Here is a 13,036-nt window from a genome sequence, read left to right on the forward strand (position 1 = left end):
CGTGGTCCCCGCGGGGGCGGCCGGTCGTGACCGACCCGGCCACCGCCTCCTCGGCTGACGGCGTCGTGACCGGGGCCGTCGACGCGGCCCCGGCACGCCCGGGTGCCAGCGTCGGCGACCTGGTCGGCGGCACGCGCCGTCTCGACGGGCAGGTGCGCATCGTGGGCTCGGGCCTGCTGGGCACCAGCATCGGGCTGAGGCTGCGCGAGCACGGCGTCGACGTGATCCTCGACGACGCGTCGCCCGCGGCCCGCAGCCTCGCCGTCGACTACGGCGCGGGGCGCGTCCCCGCCGACGGCGACGCCCCCGTGCTCGTCGTCGTGGCGGTGCCGCCCGACGTCACCGCCGAGATCGTGCACCGCGAGCTCGACGCGTTCCCGGAGGCGCTGGTCACCGACGTCGCGTCGGTCAAGGTCGCCCCCCTCGACGAGCTCCGTGCCCGCGGCGCGGACGTCTCGCGCTACATCGGGTCGCACCCCATGGCGGGTCGCGAGCGCGGCGGCGCCATCTCGGCCCGGGCCGACCTCTTCATCGGGCGGCCCTGGGTCATCGCGGGCCACGACGACATCACCTACCGCCGTGCCGCGGCCGTCGAGGACCTCGCCCTCGACCTCGGCGCCACCCCGATCGAGATGACGCCCGAGGAGCACGACGCCGGGGTCGCCCTCGTCAGCCACGTGCCGCAGGTCGTGGCGAGCCTCATGGCGACGCGCCTGCGGGAGGCGACCGACGCCTCCCTGGGGCTCGCCGGCGGGGGAGTGCGCGACGTGACGCGCATCGCGGCCAGCGACCCTGCCCTGTGGGTGCAGATCCTCGGGGCGAACGCGTCGCGCGTCGTGGGGGTGCTGCGCGAGCTGCGCGGCGACCTCGACGGCGTCATCGACGCGCTCGCCGAGCCGACGGCCCCCGGCGCTCGCCGGACGGTGGCCGAGGCCATCGGCTCGGGCAACGTCGGCGTCGCCCGGCTGCCCGGCAAGCACGGGCGGTCGACGCCCTTCAGCTCGGTGATCGTCATGGTCGACGACACGCCGGGCCAGCTCGCCCGCCTGCTCACCGAGATCGGTGAGATCGGCGTCAACCTGGAAGACCTGCGGCTGGAGCACTCGCCCGGCGCGCAGGTGGGACTCGCGGAGGTGGCCATCGTGCCCGAACAAGAAGAACGACTCGTGACCGAGCTGGAGGGCCGCGGCTGGACCGTGGCGGGGGCGTTCGCGTGAGCGGCGCGGAGGGCACGGCCGGGACCGCCGGCGCGCCCGCCGAGGTCGACGTCGAGCGCACCCCCGGCGAGCACGGCGTCGGCGGGCCGGCCGGCGAGGCGCACACCGCCGAGCTGCGCGACCAGACCGCGGAGGCGGTGCACCGGCACGTCGTCGTGGCGGTAGACGGACCGGCCGGCAGCGGCAAGTCCAGCGTGAGCCGCGCCTCCGCCGTGGCCCTCGGCTACGACTACCAGGACACGGGCGCGGCGTACCGGGCGTTCGCCCTGCACGCGCTCGACAGCGGCGTCGACCTCGAGGACGCGGACGCGGTCGTGGGCGCGCTGCCCTCGTTCCGGTACGCGATCGAGATCGACCCGGCCCTCGCCTCCTCGGTGACCGTCGCCGGGGCCGACGTCACCGACGAGATCCGCACGCCGCGGGTCACCGGCGCGGTCAGCCACGTCGCGAAGCTGCCCGAGGTGCGGCGCTTCATGGTCGACCTGTTCCGGCGCGTCATCGCGTCGACCGACCGGCCGGGCATCGTCACCGAGGGGCGCGACATCACCACCGTGGTGGCCCCGGACGCCGAGGTGCGCATCCTGTTGACGGCGAGCGAAGAGGCTAGGATGGCCAGGCGTTCCGCCGAGGTCACCGGGCAGTCCGCCGAGGAGACCGCTCGGCAGCTGTCGACCCGCGACCGGCTGGACAGCAAGGTCGTCGACTTCATGACCGCCGCCGAAGGCGTGTCGACCGTCGACTCCACCCATCTCGACTTCGACCAGACGGTGCAGGCCGTGGTCGAGCTCGTGCGAGCGAGCACCACCACACGCTAGGAGCCTCCATGGCAGACGACGACAAGTACCCCGAGCTCGACGACCAGATGGTCGACCGCATCCAGACGATGCCCGACGAGGACGCCGACCAGCGCGCCCGGGCCCTGCGCGCCGGCCTGGCCGACTACGAGCTCGACGACGAGGACGTCGACGTCCTCGAGGGCGGCGAGTGGGACCCCGACGCCCTCACCTACGCCCCGGCGCTGCCGGTGCTCGCCATCGTCGGCCGCCCGAACGTCGGCAAGAGCGCCATGGTCAACCGCATCCTCGGGAGGCGCGAGGCCGTCGTCGAGGACAAGCCCGGGGTCACCCGTGACCGGGTCTCGTACAAGGCCGAGTGGGGCGGACGCCGCTTCACGCTGGTCGACACCGGCGGGTGGGAGCCCGACGCCATCGGCATCGACAGGTCCGTCGCCATGCAGGCCGAGATCGCCGTCGACCTGGCCGACGCCGTCCTCTTCGTCGTCGACGTCAACGTCGGGGCCACGGCCACCGACGAGCACGTCGTGCGCATGCTCCGTGCCTCGCACAAGCCCGTCATCCTCGTCGCCAACAAGAGCGACGACGCCCGCAAGGACCTCGAGGCCGCGTCGCTGTGGTCGCTCGGCCTCGGCGAGCCGTTCCCCGCGTCGGCCCTGCACGGCCGCAACGTCGCCGACCTGCTCGACATGGTGATGACGAAGCTGCCGGCCGTCTCGACGGTCGCGAAGGAGGAGATCGGCGGCCCCCGCCGCGTCGCCATCCTCGGCCGCCCGAACGTGGGCAAGAGCTCGCTGCTGAACAAGGCCGCGGGCGAGGAGCGGGTCGTCGTCAACGAGCTCGCCGGCACCACCCGCGACCCCGTCGACGAGCAGGTCGAGATCGCGGGCCGCATCTGGACCTTCGTCGACACCGCGGGCATCCGCAAGCGGGTGCACCTGCAGCAGGGCGCCGACTTCTACGCGTCGCTGCGCACCTCGGCCGCGCTCGAGAAGGCGGAGGTCGCCGTCGTCGTCATCGACGTGACCGAGCAGATCTCGACGCAGGACCTGCGCATCATCGACCTCGTGCTCGAGTCGGGCCGCGCGCTCGTGCTCGCGTTCAACAAGTGGGACCTGCTCGACGACGACCGCCGCCGCTACCTCGAGCGCGAGATCGAGCAGGACCTCGACCACGTGTCGTGGGCGCCGCGGGTCAACATCTCCGCGCGCACGGGGCGCCACCTCGAGAAGCTCGTGCCCGCCCTCGAGCTGGCCCTCGAGTCGTGGGACACCCGCATCCCCACCGGCAAGTTCAACGCCCTGCTGGCCGAGCTCGTCGCCGAGCACCCGCACCCGCTGCGCTCGGGCAAGCAGCCGCGCATCCTGTTCGGCACCCAGGCGGCGAACCGCCCGCCGACGTTCGTGCTCTTCACGACAGGGTTCCTCGACCCGCAGTACCGCCGCTTCATCACGCGTCGCCTGCGCGAGATCTTCGGCTTCGAGGGCACGCCCATCACGGTGAACATGCGCGTCCGCGAGAAGCGCAAGCGCCCCTAGTCGTCTCTCCGACGCCCCCTGTGGGCAGGACGCCCGGTTGTGGATCGATTCCCGACCGGGCGTTCTGCATTGCTAGTGTGATGACCACGTGCCGCATGCGACATATCGGGCGGCGTGGACGGGACACTGCGAAGGGCGGACAGATGACTGCGACGATCGACGTCGACCTCGAGGCGTTGGAGGGGATGGCGGCCGCCCTGGCGACGGCGAGCGAAGGCCTCCCGTTGTCGCACGCCCTGACCGGCGACTGCACGTCGGTCCTCGGGTGCGGGGCGGTCGCGGCCGCCCTCAGCGAGGTCTCGCTGCACGTCGCTCGCCGAGCCGACCTCGTCGTCGAGCTGATCGGACGGCTGGCGGCCCTGCCGGCGGAGTTCGCGGCGGGCCTGCGACTCGTCGACGAGTCCCTCGCCACGCAGGCCACGGGGGCGACGGCCGACGCCGGAGCCCGCCGGTGACGGTCGACGAGCTCGACCCCGGCAAGGGCGACGCGGTCGAGATCGCCCGGCTCGCACGGCTGCGCCGAGAGAAGCACGACGACCTCTGCCTCGGGCAGTTCCGGCTCGAGCAGTGCCTCGGGTGGGCCGAGACGGGGTGGCAGGCCGCCGCCGGCGAGGCGTTCCTCCGCACGGGCGGCGAGCTCGTCGCCGAGTTCGCCACCCTGCAGGACGCCATCGAGCAGCACGGCGTCGTTCTCGAGGGCTACGGCGCCGAGGTGTGCGACATCGGTGCGGTGCAGGGGCTGCTCGAGCGTCGTCGGGCCGAGATCGAGGAGGCGCTGCGCCGGTCGTCCGAGACGCTGCTGGTCATCGAGGCGGAGGCTGCCGCCCTCGGGGCGAGCTCTGCGTCGGGCGACGACGAGCACCGAGCTCACGAGCGCGAGGTGCTGCTGCGCGGCGAGGAGGCCGCCCGTGGCGAGCTCGCCCAGCTCGGGCGACAGTGGGCCGAGCTGGTCGCGCGGCGTGAGGCCGCCGACGGCGCGTGCCTGGCCGGACTCTTCGGTGCGGCGGCCCTCAGCGGGTACTCGGCGACGGCCGACGCCGCCCGCGACGTGACGACCGCCGACCAGGCGCTCCGGCTGCTCGACGGCCTCTCCGTCGTCGACGTGGCCCTGCTGTTCGAGGAGAACCCGCTGTTGTCCGACGTCGTCCGCGAGGCCCCGCCGGAGCTCGTGCGCGAGTGGTGGGACTCGATGGCGCGGCTGCGGCCCCTCGACGGCGCCGGGCTGTCCGCCGCGCAGGAGTCGCTGGTGCTCGGGGTGCCGTGGCTGATCGGCAACCTCGACGGGGTGCCGCCGCTGGCCCGCGTCACGGCGAACGCGGTGACGGCGGCCCGGCAGGTGGTCGAGAACGAGCGGCTGATCGATCTCTTGGGGCAGCGTCCGGTCGACGACGCCCGTGGACGCGAGGCGATCGCCGACCTCGAGCGCGAGAACGTCTACCTGCGCGGTGCGACCGCGGTGCCGCCGACAGTGCAGCTCTACACGTACGACCGGGCGGCCGACCGCATCGTCGAGATGATCGGCGAGTGGGCCGGGGCTCCCGAGCGGGTGTACACGTACGTGCCGGGGACGTTCACGCAGATGAACGACTTCTACGCCGACGAAGACGCCGTGCAGGACTTCGCGCGTCGAGTGGTGACGGACGACGGCCTGGACAGCGTGGCCTTCGTCTACAAGGACGGTCGGTTCCCTGGGGGCGGCGAGGACGTCTTCCCGGCCAGGCAGAAGAACTTCGTCGTGGGCATGCTCGAAGCCAACTGCCCCGACACGGCCCGTGACTCGGGTGCCCGTCTCGCCTCCTTCCAGGAGGGGCTCGCCGCGGCGGGCGCCGTCCCCGGCGCCGAAGCCCCGAGGACGGTGGCCATCGGTCACAGCTGGGGCACTGCGAACGTGCTCGCGTCCGAGGTCGCGGGTGCGCGGTACGACCACGTGATCGCCCTCGCGGGAGCCGGTGCGCTCCAGGAGTGGGCGGGTGCCGAGGGCACGGAGTACGACTCGTTCCGATACGACGACGCGCTCGGTGTCGCTCAGACGACTGGGCTCGTGTACCGGCATCACAACCCGCAGTACCTCGAGGAGTTCCAGCAGTTCGAGTACGAGAGCGATGCAGACCGCGCACTGCGGTGGGACTCGCCGGGAACGGAGAGGGTGGACGCCTTGTTGACGAACCACTCCCTGGTGGCGTCTGACCATCTGGACAACCGACAGGTCTTCGCGGACCTGTTCAAAGAGCTGCGCACGGTGGACGGCCTGTGACCAGGGTCGTCGCCATACCCGTCGTGGCTGGCCTGCTCGTGTGTTCGTTGATCCTAGGAGGGTGTGTCGTGCGTGAACGACTGTTGGAGGAGGAGCCGGCGCATGCCGTCTCTCAGCAGACGCTGGTCGAGGTCCAGGCTGACGTGAAGGCCATCGAAGTGGAGATCGCCACGTTCGTGCCGGAGTCGCAGCGCATCGAGATCCGTGAGAAACCTGGCGGCGTCATCTCGAGCTGCGGAGCCGGAGGAACGAGCTGGGGCAGCTCGACGACGGTCGTAGCGCGTGTCGAGCCTGATCTCGCGCAGCTGAACTCAGACCTCGAGCGGTCCTGGACGCGCGCGGCTGACTTCTCGTTCGAGTTGACGACCGGTTCGACCGGTGAGCCTCGTCTGATCATCGACAGTGAGCGCCTCGGCACGTACATCGTCGAGGTGTACGCCGGCGAAGCTGACGGGGACGAACTGCGGATCCTGTCGTTCTCGACCTGCTTCGCCTACGACCCGGAACGGGACGGGCACCCCTGGGAGATCGCGGCCGAATGAGCAGGTCGGTCGCATGATGTCCCTCGGGCCTCGAGTGTGTCGCCGTCGACGCGTCGTAGCGAGGACCGCGGCAGCTCTCGCCGCGGTCCTCCTCGCGAGCGGCTGCGCATCCGACGGGGCGGGCGCCGTGCAGCGGCGACTCGACGACGAAACGGTCTTCCCCCTGACCAAGGAAGAGTCTCAACACCTGATCTGGGGAATCGAGAACGACGTGGTGGCGCTGCTCCCCGAGGGGACGGTCCTCGAGGTCGAGCAGGCCACGGACGACAACAGGCTGACGTGCGCGCCGGGCGCCGTCGTCTGGACCGGTCTCACGATCGCAGACACGGTCGCGCCGGCCGACGTCGACTCGTTGATCGAGGACATCCGGGCCCGCTGGGCCGATGGCACCGACCGCGCCGTCGAGGTCGAGGAGATGAGCGACGGCGATCGGGTCATCACCCTGTCCGGCGCACGCGGCGACAACTACTTCATCGAAGCATGGGGGTCGACCCTCGAGGTGCGGTCGTTCGGGCCGGGTGTCCGCAGCGACGCCTGATGATGAGCGGGGCGACGGCCGGGATGGGGCACGATGGGGGGGTGCGAGCAGGACGAGGCGGGGTGGTCGGGCCCCGAGGCGGTGCGGAGGCGACCGGGTCGCTGAGCGACTCCGCCGACCGGCTGTGGCGGCGCCTCCAGCTGGACCGGATCGCGGGAGGTCGTCAGGCCGGGCACGTCATCCACGAGGACATGCGGCAGCACCCGCGCACGGTGCGGGCCTTCATGGGCATCCGGTGGCTGCTGCTCGGCGAGACCGTCGTCGGGCTCACCGCCGTCTTCATCGCCGCCGTGCTCTGGAGCCGCGGCGAGCACGTGCCGTGGGCGGTCTGGTTCCGGTCGACGGTGGTGCTGTTCCTCACCGCCTCGCTCTACGTCTTCGCCTGGCGGGCCCAGCTCGGGTACTGGTGGGCGTACTCGCGCCTGCGCTTGTTCAGCCGGATCTTCCCGATCGTCACGCTGATCGTGGCGACCATCCCCGGGCTCTACCCCGGGTGGATGGTCGTCGAGCAGATCGTCTTCTCGCTGCTCATGATCGGCATCGGCGACCTGCTCACCACGGACCACATGCGGGCGGCGTTCCCCCGACCGGACAGGACGACGGGCGCAGACGGGGCCGGACCACGGCCCGGCGACGTTGACAGTTAGAGATCGAACAGTTAGTGTTTTGACTATGGAAGAACCCGAGGGCATGCGCACGACCCCGCTCGGACTCGTCCGCTGGATCGCCTGGGCCCAGCGCAAGGGCGGGGAGGACTGGGTGCGCAGCCGGGACCTCACTCCCGAGCAGGCCTTCGTGCTGGGGTATCTCGTCCAGAGCCCGGGCGCGATCCAGCGGGACATCGCCGACGTGAGCCGGACGAGTCCGGCCAGCGTGTCGAGTCTCGTCAAGGGCCTCGAGCGACGCCTGCTCGTCGAGCGCCGCAGTGAGGACGGCGACGAGCGCCGCAAACGCGTCTACGCCACCCCCGAGGGGCAGCAGCTCGTCGCGGGCTTCACCGAGGCCATGGCCGAGGTGGACGACGCGATCCTCGACCCCCTCGACGCGGACGAGCAGGCCCAGCTGCTCGCCCTGCTCACCAAGGTCACGTCCCAGCTGGCGCCCCCGCGCCGGTGACCGGCGGCGGGGCGTCCTGACGGGCGCCGCGCCTCCTCTGCTCCTCTTCCTCGTCCCACGAGCCACCGCTCACGCCCGCACAGTCGGCGTGTCGATGACGCGCGGCCTCGCCGTGCCCCGACGCACCTCCACCCCCTCGCCGTGCCGGCGTCCGTCGGCGCGCGCTCCAGCCTGCCCCGGAGAGGAGCAGCCATGACCTCCGCCGACCCTTCACCCACCACCAGAACCACCACCACCGAGCCCGTGCCCGGCAGCGACCGCTGGTACCTGTCGACCGCACCGATCGTGCGGGCCCTCGTCCACCTCTGCGTGCCGATGGCCGCGGCACTGATCGTGGGGGCGCTCTACAACGTCGTCAACGCGGGGTTCATCGGCTCCCAGCACGACACCGCCCTGCTCGCCGCCGTCACGCTCGGCACCCCGTTGCTCGGCCTCGTCATGGCCGTCGGCGGCGTCTTCGGCGTGGGCGGCGGGGCGCTCATCTCCCGCCTGCTCGGCGCCGCGGAGACCGACCCGGCGAAGGCCGCCGAGATCAAGCACGTCTCGGCCTTCGCGCTGTGGGGCGCGGTCGTGACGGGGGCCGTGCTGGGAGCCGTGGGGCTCCTCCTGCTGCCCCAGCTCGTCGGCCTGCTCGGCGCCGACCAGGCCGCCGCGGCGGAGACGTCCCGCTACGTCGGCGTGACGCTCGCGTTCGTCCCCGTGCTCGCCGCGGCCTTCTGCCTGGAGCAGATCGTGCGGGCCGGGGGAGCAGCCCGACAGGCCATGATCGGCCTGGTCGTCTCGACCGTCGCGAACGTGCTGCTCGACGTCGTGTTCGTCCTCGTGCTGCACTGGGGCGTCGCCGGCGCCGCCCTCGGGACGGGGCTCGCGAACGCCGTCACCGTCGCCTGGTTCGCCGTCTGGCTCAGCCGCCGCGGGGAGCACGTCAGCCTCCACCCACGGTGGGTCACGCTCGCCCGGCGCGTCACCGGGCCGGTGTTCTCGGTCGGCGCCAGCGAGCTGCTGCAGGCGTCGTTCCTCGTCGTGACCTCGCTCGTGCTGAACAACCTCGCCTCCGCGTACGGCGACCAGGCGCTCGCCGCCATGGGGGTCGCCGTGCGGATCGCGCAGGTGCCCGAGTTCCTCGTCATGGGCATCACCCTCGGCGTGCTGCCGCTGCTCGCGTACTCGTACGGCAAGGGCGACGGGGCCCGTCTGCGGGGCGCGCTCCGCGCCTCCTTCGTGGCCGTGGCGGTCGTGATCGGCGTGTTCGCCGGCGTCGTGCTCGTGTTCCGCGAGCCGGTCTTCGAGGCGTTCTCCGCCGACCCGTCGGTGCTCGCGATCGGCGTGACCGTCCTCGCGGCACAGCTCGTCGCGGCCGTGGCGAACGGGTTCACGGGGCTGCTGACCTCGGTGTTCCAGGCGACGGGACGGTCGGTGCCGGCCATCGTGCTGTCGATGGGCCAGGGGGTGCTGTTCGTCCCGATCGTGCTCGTGGGCAGCGCGCTCTCCGGGCTGAGCGGCATCGTCTGGTCGCTCACGGTCAGCGAGATGCTGGTGCTCGTGGCCGCCGTGGTGATGTGGCTCGCGGTGCGCGGCGGCATCGAGCGGGGCCTGGCGGCAGGCAGCAGCGAGCGGGCGGAGGAGGCGCTGGAGGCGGCGGGCGCGTGAGGGGCGTCGGGCGCGTCCCTCCCCTGAGACACCCTGAAGTGGACGAGACACCCCGTCGTTCCGGGGTGTCTCGTCCACTTCGGGGTGCGGGAGGTGGGGGAGTTCAGGAGGTGCGGGGCGGGGAGTGCAGGAGGCGCGGGTCGGGCAAGCGAAGGAGGCGCGGGTCGCGCAGCGCGGGACGGCTACCGCCAGCGGCGGAGCAGCACCCGCTGCAGCAGGTTCAGCACCGCGTCGGTGAGGGTGCCGAGCAGGGCCAGCAGGATGATCGCGAGGAACATGCGGTCGACGCGCCCGTTGTACTGCGAGTCGGTGAGCAGGAACCCGAGCCCCATCGACGACGCGATGAGCTCGGCGGCGACGAGGAACAGCCACGCCTGGGCCAGCGCGAGGCGCAGCCCCGACACCAGGGAGGGGATCACGGCGGGCAGCTGGACCGTCGTGAAGAGGGAGACGGGGCCGAGTCCGTAGGCGCGGCCCGCCTCCACCAGCTGGGGGTCGACGTGACGGAGGCTGCCGGCGACGGTGGTGAAGACGGGGAACGCGGCGCCGATCGCGATGAGGGTGATCTTGGAGTCCTCGCCGATGCCGAGGTAGAGGATCAGCAGCGGCACCCACGCCAGCGACGGCACGGCCCGCACCGCGGCGATCGACGGGGCGAGCAGGGCCTCGCCGACCCGCGAGAGGCCGACGACGGCTCCGAGCACGACGCCGATGCCCGCTCCGAGCGCGAAGCCGATCAGGACGCGCTGCACCGAGATCGCGACGTACTGCCCGAGCAGCCCGGCCTGCGCCAGCTGGACGCCGGCGAGCCAGACGTCCGACGGCGAGGGGAGGTTGTAGCTCGGCACGTCGACGACCTCGGTGGCGAGCACCCACGCGAGCAGGACGGCCGCGGGCAGGATGACTCCCAGCAGTGCCAGGCCGCGACGCGGACGCCGGGAGGTGGGGGTCGTGCCGACCCGCGCCTCCTGCGCTCGGCCGCGGCTGCGCTCGACGACCTGGCGGGCGTCGGCCTCCTTCTCGTTTCCGCTCAGCGGGTACGCGTCGGTCACGAGGCGTCGGCGTCCTTCGCGAAGGTGTCGTCGAAGAGGGTGTCGAGGGCGTCGTCGACGGCGTCCTGCGAGGCGACGTCGCCGGACTCGACGAGGATCGGGGCGACGACCTCGAGCACGGCCTGCTGGTCGGCTCCGGGCACGGGGTCGACGTCGAAGTGGGTGCGGTCGAGCACGCTGGTGGCGACGGCCGGGTCGATGCCGGCCGCGGTCGCGAGGATGGTCGCGGTCTCGTCGGGGTTCTCCTCGGCCCAGGCGCGGGCCTTCTCGTACGAGTCGACGACGACCTGGGCGACGTCGGGCGACTCGGTCAGGAACGACTCGGTCGCGTTGAGGAACCCGTAGGTGTTGAAGTCGACGTTGCGGTAGAGCAGCTTCGTGCCCGACTCGGCCTCGCTCGCGGCCATGATCGGGTCGAGCCCGGCCCAGGCGTCGACGCTGCCGTTCTCGAGGGCGGCGCGGCCGTCGGCGTGCTGCAGGTTCTCGATGGTGACGTCGCTCGCGCTGAGGCCGGCCTCGTCGAGCGCCTGGAGCAGGAAGAAGTAGGGGTCGGTGCCCTTCGTCGCCGCGATCGTCTTGCCCTTCAGGCCCTCGACGTCGGTGACGTCGCTGTCGCCGGGGACGACGAGCGCCGACCACTCGGGCTGCGAGTAGATGTCGATCGTGTGGATGGGGGAGCCGTTCGAGCGGGCGAGCAGCGCGGCCGAGCCGGCCGTCGAGCCGACGTCGACGGCTCCGGCGCGGAGCAGCTCGTTGGCCTTGTTCGAGCCGGCCGACTGGGTCCAGGTGACGGTGACGTCGTCGCCGAGGGCGTCCTCGATGAAGCCCTGGTCTTTCACGATGAGGCTGAGCGGGTTGTAGGTCGCGAAGTCGATGTTAAGCGTGTCGGTGCTCCACTCGCCGCTGGACGCGCTCGCGCCGCCTGCCGCGTCGGCGGCGTCGGCGGGCTGGCCCTGGGCGTCCTCGCCGGCGACGCAGCCGGTGAGGGCGAGGGCTGCGGCCGCGCCCAGCGCCAGGGCGGCGAAGGAGGCGCGGGTGCGGCGGGCGGGGGAGGTGCGGGTCGTAGTGGTGGTGCGGGTGGTCGTGGTGGTGGTGCTGCCGGTCGTGTCGGTGTCGTGCGTCATCTGGTCGTCTCCGGTGCTGTGTCGGGGATGGCGTGGTGCTCGAGGTGTGCGGTGCGGGGGAGGTGCGTCGGCTGTGGCTGTTGTGGTTGCTCCGTCACGGGACGGATCAGGCTCTGGTGTGGCTGCTGTGGCTGTTCCGTCACGGGACGGATCAGGCCCCGCTGGTGAGGGTCGGTGTGACCGTGTTCCCCGCGTGGAGGCGGTGGACACCGAGGCCCTCGAGCAGCTCCTGGCGGAGGGCGGCGAGCTCGGGGTCGTCGCGGTCTCGACGGCGGGTGCCGGGGACCGTGACGATGCGCTGGATGCTGGTGGCGCCTCCTTCGCTGTCGGCGCTCGCCGGGTCGGGCTGCTGGCTGAGGTCGGCGAGGAGGACGATGCGGTCGGCGAGGTAGAGGGCCTCGTCGACGTCGTGGGTGACGAGGACGACCGTGGTGGGGAGGGCGTCGTGGACGTCGAGGAGCAGATCCTGCATGCGGAGGCGGGTGAGGGCGTCGAGGGCGCCGAACGGCTCGTCGAGGAGGAGGACCGCGGGCTGGCGGGCGAGGGCCCGGGCGAGGCTGGCGCGCTGGGCCATGCCGCCGCTGACCTCGCGAGGGCGGCGGGCTCCGGCGGGGCCGAGGTGGACGAGGTCGAGCAGCTCGGTGAGGCGGGCGGTGCGCTCGGGCTTCGTGAGCTTGGGGGAGGTAGCCGTGCTGGTCTTGGAGTCCTGCCTGCTCGGCTTCGGGAGGCCGAGGGCGACGTTGTCGCGGAGGGTGCGCCAGGGGAGGAGGCGCGGCTCCTGGAAGGCGACGGCGCAGCGCTGGTCGGCGTGGCGGGCGGGTTCGTCGCCGATCCGGACGGTGCCGGTGTCGGGCTGGTCGAGTCCGCCGAGCTGGCGGAGCAGCGTCGACTTGCCGCACCCGCTCGGCCCGAGCACGGCGACGATCTCGCCGGCGGCCACGTCGAGGTCCACCCCGTGCAGCACAGGCCGGTCGAACCGCCGGCCCACACCGCGCAGGGTCAACGGCAGAGCGCGGGAGGCGGTCGTCGAGGAGGCGGGCATGTCCCGACGGTAGGGCGGGGTGGCAGGTGCTGTCGCGTGAGGTGTAACCCGGCGCAACAGAGGTGGGTCAGGCTCTCCGTGTGTCCGATCGGCACGGGTGTACGCCGAGGCGTCACGCGTCCGCTATGCTTTTCGAGTTGCCTCGGTCGGGGCAACACCAAGAGGTCGG

Annotated in this window: 13 protein-coding genes; 10 read left to right on the forward strand and 3 right to left on the reverse strand. The window is 72.4% G+C overall.

The features are described 5' to 3' along the window. Positions 1–119 precede the first annotated feature (119 nt). The 10 genes from FHR78_RS06595 to FHR78_RS06640 all read left to right on the forward strand — a co-directional run bounded on the left by FHR78_RS06595 (position 120) and on the right by FHR78_RS06640 (position 9,649). Positions 120–1,217, forward strand: coding sequence for a prephenate dehydrogenase (locus FHR78_RS06595; protein ID WP_208393070.1), 1,098 nt, complete (start codon positions 120–122; stop codon positions 1,215–1,217). A 137-nt stretch (positions 1,218–1,354) separates the two neighbouring features. Further along, complete coding sequence (gene cmk / locus FHR78_RS06600) at positions 1,355–2,032, forward strand: (d)CMP kinase (RefSeq protein WP_166760696.1); 678 nt, start codon at positions 1,355–1,357, stop codon at positions 2,030–2,032. Positions 2,033–2,040: 8 nt separating this feature from the next. Continuing rightward, positions 2,041–3,549: a ribosome biogenesis GTPase Der gene (gene der, locus FHR78_RS06605; protein WP_166759769.1), complete on the forward strand. Its 1,509-nt coding sequence runs from the start codon at positions 2,041–2,043 to the stop codon at positions 3,547–3,549. A 143-nt stretch (positions 3,550–3,692) separates the two neighbouring features. After that, positions 3,693–4,004: a hypothetical protein gene (locus tag FHR78_RS06610; protein WP_166759770.1), complete on the forward strand. Its 312-nt coding sequence runs from the start codon at positions 3,693–3,695 to the stop codon at positions 4,002–4,004. Then, positions 4,001–5,803 (forward strand): hypothetical protein, encoded by a 1,803-nt coding sequence (locus tag FHR78_RS06615; RefSeq protein ID WP_166759771.1) that lies wholly within the window; start codon positions 4,001–4,003, stop codon positions 5,801–5,803. The genes FHR78_RS06610 and FHR78_RS06615 overlap by 4 nt, the downstream gene beginning before the upstream one ends. A gap of 68 nt (positions 5,804–5,871) precedes the next feature. Continuing rightward, a complete protein-coding gene (locus FHR78_RS06620) occupies positions 5,872–6,345 on the forward strand; it encodes a hypothetical protein (protein WP_166759772.1) in 474 nt (157 codons plus the stop codon). Positions 6,346–6,472: 127 nt separating this feature from the next. Then, positions 6,473–6,883, forward strand: a complete 411-nt coding sequence (locus tag FHR78_RS06625; RefSeq protein ID WP_166759773.1) for a hypothetical protein — start codon at positions 6,473–6,475, stop codon at positions 6,881–6,883. 41 nt (positions 6,884–6,924) lie between these two features. Then, on the forward strand, positions 6,925–7,530 hold the full coding sequence (locus FHR78_RS06630) for a hypothetical protein (RefSeq protein ID WP_432207143.1): 606 nt from the start codon (positions 6,925–6,927) through the stop codon (positions 7,528–7,530). Between the two features lie 25 nt (positions 7,531–7,555). Beyond that, the gene (locus FHR78_RS06635) at positions 7,556–7,999 is read left to right on the forward strand and encodes a MarR family winged helix-turn-helix transcriptional regulator (protein ID WP_166759774.1); all 444 of its coding nucleotides are present in this window, start codon (positions 7,556–7,558) and stop codon (positions 7,997–7,999) included. 192 nt (positions 8,000–8,191) lie between these two features. Continuing rightward, entirely contained in the window at positions 8,192–9,649 is a 1,458-nt protein-coding gene (locus FHR78_RS06640) for an MATE family efflux transporter (protein WP_166759775.1), read from the forward strand. 182 nt (positions 9,650–9,831) lie between these two features. Here FHR78_RS06640 and FHR78_RS06645 read toward each other — a convergent pair whose 3' ends face one another. The 3 genes from FHR78_RS06645 to FHR78_RS06655 form a co-directional block, all read right to left on the reverse strand. Further along, a complete protein-coding gene (locus tag FHR78_RS06645; protein ID WP_347878097.1) occupies positions 9,832–10,701 on the reverse strand; it encodes an ABC transporter permease in 870 nt (289 codons plus the stop codon). Further along, positions 10,698–11,825, reverse strand: coding sequence for an aliphatic sulfonate ABC transporter substrate-binding protein (locus tag FHR78_RS06650; RefSeq protein WP_166759776.1), 1,128 nt, complete (start codon positions 11,823–11,825; stop codon positions 10,698–10,700). The genes FHR78_RS06645 and FHR78_RS06650 overlap by 4 nt, the downstream gene beginning before the upstream one ends. A gap of 151 nt (positions 11,826–11,976) precedes the next feature. Then, positions 11,977–12,867, reverse strand: a complete 891-nt coding sequence (locus FHR78_RS06655; RefSeq protein ID WP_166759777.1) for an ABC transporter ATP-binding protein — start codon at positions 12,865–12,867, stop codon at positions 11,977–11,979. Positions 12,868–13,036: the final 169 nt, after the last annotated feature.

Source organism: Frigoribacterium faeni (assembly GCF_011761235.1).
GTDB classification, from domain to species: Bacteria; Actinomycetota; Actinomycetes; order Actinomycetales; family Microbacteriaceae; genus Frigoribacterium; species Frigoribacterium faeni_A.